Source organism: Corallococcus terminator (genome assembly GCF_003611635.1).
Classification (GTDB): Bacteria; Myxococcota; Myxococcia; order Myxococcales; family Myxococcaceae; genus Corallococcus; species Corallococcus terminator.
Genome location: NZ_RAVZ01000508.1, coordinates 1 through 4622, shown reverse-complemented (window position 1 = coordinate 4622; position 4622 = coordinate 1). Strand labels below are relative to the sequence as shown.

Genomic DNA, 4622 nt, shown 5'->3' with positions numbered 1-4622 from the left:
GGCCTGTCCCCCACCCCCATCGCCCCTAGCTTTTTCCCAACGGGGGCTGTCGCCCCGTCCCACTCACATCCTCCGGGAGAGATTCCATGAAGAAGCTCATTGGGGTTTTTGCGTCCGTGGCGTTGCTGGGTTCTGGCGTGGCCCTGGCCCAGGACAGCGTGGTGCAGCCTTCTCAGCCGCCTTCCACCAACGTGCCGGCCCAGGGAAGTCCGGGACGGATTGAGTCCGGCGACACCATGCAGGGCTCCCAGCAGCAGGGCTCCATGGGGAGCACCGACGCCATGGGCGGCTCCGGTTCCACGGCCCACTCGTCGAGCATGACCGGCGCGAACGAGCTGACGGGCAAGGTCGTCAAGAGCGAGAGCAAGAAGGTCTTCATCAGCAGCGCGAACGGCGCGGTGGTGCCCCTGGACATCGACAGCAAGACCCAGTTCACCGACCCGAGCCTGAAGAACGCCAAGAGCCTGAAGGAAGGCCAGGAGATCCGCGCCAGCTTCCAGGTGAAGGACGAGAAGAACGTGGCGACCCGCATCTCGCTGAGCCAGGGCACGGGCGGCTCGGGCACGGACGTGATGTCGCCGGATCCGTCCATCAACGAGGGCAAGGGCGGCTCGGGCATGGATGACCACACCATGGACCCGGGTGCCTCCGACAGCGACTCCAGCCTGAATCCGGACACCGGCTCCAGCACGCACGACACCAGCGGTTCGCCGAAGACCTACTAGTCCCTTCGCGTGTGCCTCTCCCCTGCTCGCGGCCCGCCGACTCGCGGCGGGCCGCGGGACGTTTTTCACGGTGGATGCACCATGGTGGGAGCGGGAGCCGCATGGACCGCACGGCCGACGTCATCATCCTGGGGGCCGGTGCGGCGGGGCTGTCCTCGGCGGTCCGGTTGATGCGCGAGGGCCTGCGGGTCATCGTCCTGGAAGCCCGGGACCGCGTGGGGGGACGCGTGGCGACAGTGCGGGATCCGATGGGCGACGTGCCCCTGGAGCTGGGCGCCGAGTTCGTCCACGGCAAGCCGCCCACCCTCCTGCGGCGCATCCGGCAGGCGGGGCTGACGGTCGGGGCCTGCAACGACAGGCATGCGCTGCTGTGGCGGGGGACGTTGGCGGAAGCGGAAGAGGCCTTCGCGTTCCAGGAGGCCCTGAGCTCGGCGAAGCCTCCGGACCGGTCGATGACCGCGTGGGTGACGGAACAGGCCCGTGCTCGGAAGTGGCCGCCCCTCGTCACCGTGATGGCCCGCTCCTATGTCGAGGGCTTCTACGCCGCGGATCCGGACATCGCGAGCACGCTGGCCATCGCGCGGATGGACCGGTCCGTCGCGAGCACGGGCGGTGCGACGCCGTCCCGCGTACTGGAGGGCTATGACCGCGTCCTGCGGGCGATGGCCGCGAAGCTGGTCGCGAAGCCGGACACGCTGTGGCTCAACGCCGTGGCCGAGGAGGTGCGCTGGAAGCCGGGACAGGTTCGCGTGCGGGCCCGGACGCGGCAGGGGGTTCCGCTCGGGACATTCCAGGCCCGCCAGGCCGTGGTGACACTTCCGGTGGGCGTGCTGCGGGCCCGTCCTCCGGCACCTGGCGCCGTCCGCTTCGTGCCCCGCGTCCGGGAGCAGGAACGCGCCTGGAACCGGTTGGAGATGGGCCCCCTGGTGAAGGTGCTGCTGCGCTTCCGCACGGCGTTCTGGCGGGAGCAGGCGGACACCGCCCGCTTCGGGTTCTTCCATGCCCCGGGGGCGGCCTTCCCCACCTGGTGGACGCTGTCGCCCCACCGGCGCACCCGGTATCTGGTGGGCTGGAGTGGCGGGCCCGGCGCGTTGGCGCTGTCGAAGCTGAGCGAACGGGTGGTGCTGGAGCGCGCGCTCCAGGGGCTCTCGCGGTTGTTCCGGCAGCCCGTGCGGCACCTCCACGAACAACTGGAGGCGTGGCACGTGCAGGACTGGCAACGCGAGCCGTACACGCGCGGCGGTTATGCCGTCATTCCCACGGGGGCCATGGATGCGGTCGCCGCGCTGGCCCGGCCCGTGGGCCGGACCTTGTTCTTCGCGGGCGAGGCCACGCACGTCGGGGGCGAAGAAGGCACCGTGCACGGGGCGCTCGACACCGGGCGGCGGGCCGCGGACGAGCTGCTGGCCCGGCGCGGGAAGACGTGAGCCCGGGTCGCCTTCCTGGCGGGCAGGCGGAGGAGCCCTGGGAGTGATGTGGAAGCGTTCGCCCGTGGACATCTTCCAGGCATGCACCTCTGGATCGCCATCGTCGCGGGATTGAGCCTTGGACAGTCGCAGAAGGTGGAGCCCCTGCCTCCGGAGGATCCGTCCGTGAGGGACCCGGCCGCCGCAGCCCTCCAGGATGCCTACGAGCAGGCGGCGGATGATGCCGACGGCGCCCGCCCTCCGCAGGGATACATCCAGACACCCACGGATCTGGCAGAGGGAGGCTACTCCCTCACACCGCTGCTGCCCGATGGCCGCCCGCCCGTCAGCGCGGGACAGGTCGCCACGCAGCAGTCGCAGACCTATGTGCCTCCGCCCGTTCCCACGGTCTTCGAAACACAGCCGTTGGACACCGCGTCGCCCGACCAGGAGACCGCGCCTCAGGAAGCACAGACGGGGACGGGGGGCGCGGGCGCGGCGGGTACCTCGTCGACCGTTGGGGGAACCACCGCGGGGCAGCCCGAGACAGGCGCGGGAGCCGCGGGCGCGGCTCCTACTTCCCAGCCCACGAACACCGCTGAGCCGGGCTTCGGGGGGACCGAGGACACGGGTGCGACCTCCACGAGCCCTGCGTCCAATGCGCCGGTCGGAGGGACGGGAGGCGTCCCGGTGGATTCGTCGCAGGTGACGGTGCAGGAGCCCACGACCGGGAGTCAGGCCGCGCCGGAAACCGCGACTGGCGGATCCGGTGTGTCCGGAACGACGGGCACCGGGACAGTGCCCCCGTCCACCCTCGCGCCCTCGACGGGCACGCCCGCACCAGATCAATCGAGCAGTACGTCCACGACGGCCCCGGTCCAATCAACGCAAGCCGCGACAGGTACGGCGGCGCCGGTCCAGTCGGAACAGCCCACGACAGGCACGGCGGCTCCGGCCCAGTCGACTCAGGCCGCGACCGGCACGACGGCTCCGGCCCAGTCAACGCAAGCCGCTACGGGCACAGCGGCTCCAGCCCAGTCGGCACAGGCCGCGACCGGCACGCCGGCAGGGACCGCCATCGCGGCGAATGCCAACACGGCCCAGTCGAACGAGGAACTCACGCGCCTCCGTGAGCGCATCGCCGAACTCGAGCAGGAGGTGCAGGAACGCGACGCCGTGGCCACTGAGCGCACCCAGGCCGTGCAGTCCCAGGTGGATGTGCACGAACAGCGCGCCTACGAGGCCGAGCGGTTCCGACAGCAACGACTGGCGCGGATCCAGTCCGCGGGCCAGTGGATGCTCGCGGCGGATCAGGCGCTGGAGCAGGGCGAACTCTCCGTGGACAACGCCCTGAACATCGCCGACGAGGACTTCTCCGTCGTGGGTCAGACGGCTTCAGCCGACGGACAGGGCATGGTCGTCGTCTACACCGAGCGGGCCCGCGCGCAGATCGCACTCGCCCGGGATGCCGCCGGGCGCCGGGACGTGTACGCCGCGCGCATCGCCCTTCAGACGGCCGGCGACGAGCTTCGCCTGATGCGCGCGGCGACCCTGGACCGGCCGGGTTCGTCCAACGTCCTGCTCAATCGTTGAGGCGCGGGGTGACCTGCGCAGGCACCGCCGAGGGCTTCGCGATGAGGTAGCCCTGCACGAAGTCCACGCCGTGCCTGCGCACCCAGGAGAGTTCCTCGGGCGTCTCGATGCCTTCGGCCACCGTCTGGATGCCCAGTTGGCAGGCGATCTCCAGCAGCTTCTGCACGATGGACGCCTTGTAGGGATCCGCGTGGACGCCGCGCACCAGCTCCATGTCCAGCTTCATGTACTCCGGACGCAGTTGGTGGAGCAGGTTCAGGGACGAGTAGCCCGCCCCCAAATCGTCCAACGCCACCTTGAAGCCCGCCTCCCGGTAGAAGTCGACGATGGAGCGCAGGTGTTCGGCGTTCGCGGCCCGGTCGGATTCGATGATCTCGAAGACGACGTGCGCTGGCGGAATGCCCGCCTCGCGGATGGCCGCCACCGTGGAGCGCAGGCAGAAGGCCGGATCGTAGATGGCCGTGGGCGTGAAGTTGATGAACAGGTGCGTGCGCAGTTGGTGCCGCACCGCCTCGCGGATGGCGGTGGTGCGCGCGGCCAGATCCAGTTGGAACAACAGGTCCGCTTCCCGGGCCGTGTCCAACATCCGCGCCGGCGACACCAGCGAACCGTCCCGGTCGCGCCCGCGCATCAGCGCCTCGTGCGCGAACACGAAGGACGTGTCCTGCGCATGGACGATGGGCTGGAAGAACGAGGTGAGCCGCGACTCCGCCAGCATGTCCACCAGCCACCCTGACTGCTGGAGCATGGTGAAGCGCTGCAGCGAGTCCACGCGCGGGAAGTCCGCCATCCCCGGCTCCGTGTCCCCTGGAACGAAGAGGGCCCGCGTGCCCCGGACCTCCTCCGCCGTCAACACGTTGGGCAGCAGCACGGACAGCCGCCCCAGGTCCCCCTGCCC

Annotated in this window: 4 protein-coding genes; 3 read left to right on the top strand and 1 reads right to left on the bottom strand. The window is 70.4% G+C overall.

Translation table 11 applies throughout. The annotated features are described in order from the left end of the window. Positions 1 to 86 precede the first annotated feature (86 nt). The 3 genes from D7V88_RS39085 to D7V88_RS39075 all read left to right on the top strand — a co-directional run bounded on the left by D7V88_RS39085 (position 87) and on the right by D7V88_RS39075 (position 3724). A complete protein-coding gene (locus D7V88_RS39085; RefSeq protein ID WP_120545612.1) occupies positions 87 to 725 on the top strand; it encodes a hypothetical protein in 639 nt (212 codons plus the stop codon). Between the two features lie 101 nt (positions 726 to 826). Continuing rightward, positions 827 to 2152 (top strand): flavin monoamine oxidase family protein, encoded by a 1326-nt coding sequence (locus tag D7V88_RS39080; protein ID WP_158625257.1) that lies wholly within the window; start codon positions 827 to 829, stop codon positions 2150 to 2152. Between the two features lie 81 nt (positions 2153 to 2233). Continuing rightward, positions 2234 to 3724 (top strand): hypothetical protein, encoded by a 1491-nt coding sequence (locus D7V88_RS39075; RefSeq protein ID WP_120545610.1) that lies wholly within the window; start codon positions 2234 to 2236, stop codon positions 3722 to 3724. Here the strand turns inward: D7V88_RS39075 and D7V88_RS39070 are convergent. Then, a partial coding sequence (locus D7V88_RS39070) for an EAL domain-containing protein (protein WP_244238631.1) occupies positions 3714 to 4622 on the bottom strand: 909 nt, incomplete at its 5' end. The genes D7V88_RS39075 and D7V88_RS39070 overlap by 11 nt on opposite strands.

Excerpts from the sequence above, each read along its gene's own strand:
- D7V88_RS39085 (WP_120545612.1), top strand. The coding sequence starts at position 87 with ATGAAGAAGCTCATTGGGGTTTTTGCGTCCGTGGCGTTGCTGGGTTCT.
- D7V88_RS39080 (WP_158625257.1), top strand. The coding sequence starts at position 827 with ATGGACCGCACGGCCGACGTCATCATCCTGGGGGCCGGTGCGGCGGGG.
- D7V88_RS39075 (WP_120545610.1), top strand. The coding sequence starts at position 2,234 with ATGCACCTCTGGATCGCCATCGTCGCGGGATTGAGCCTTGGACAGTCG.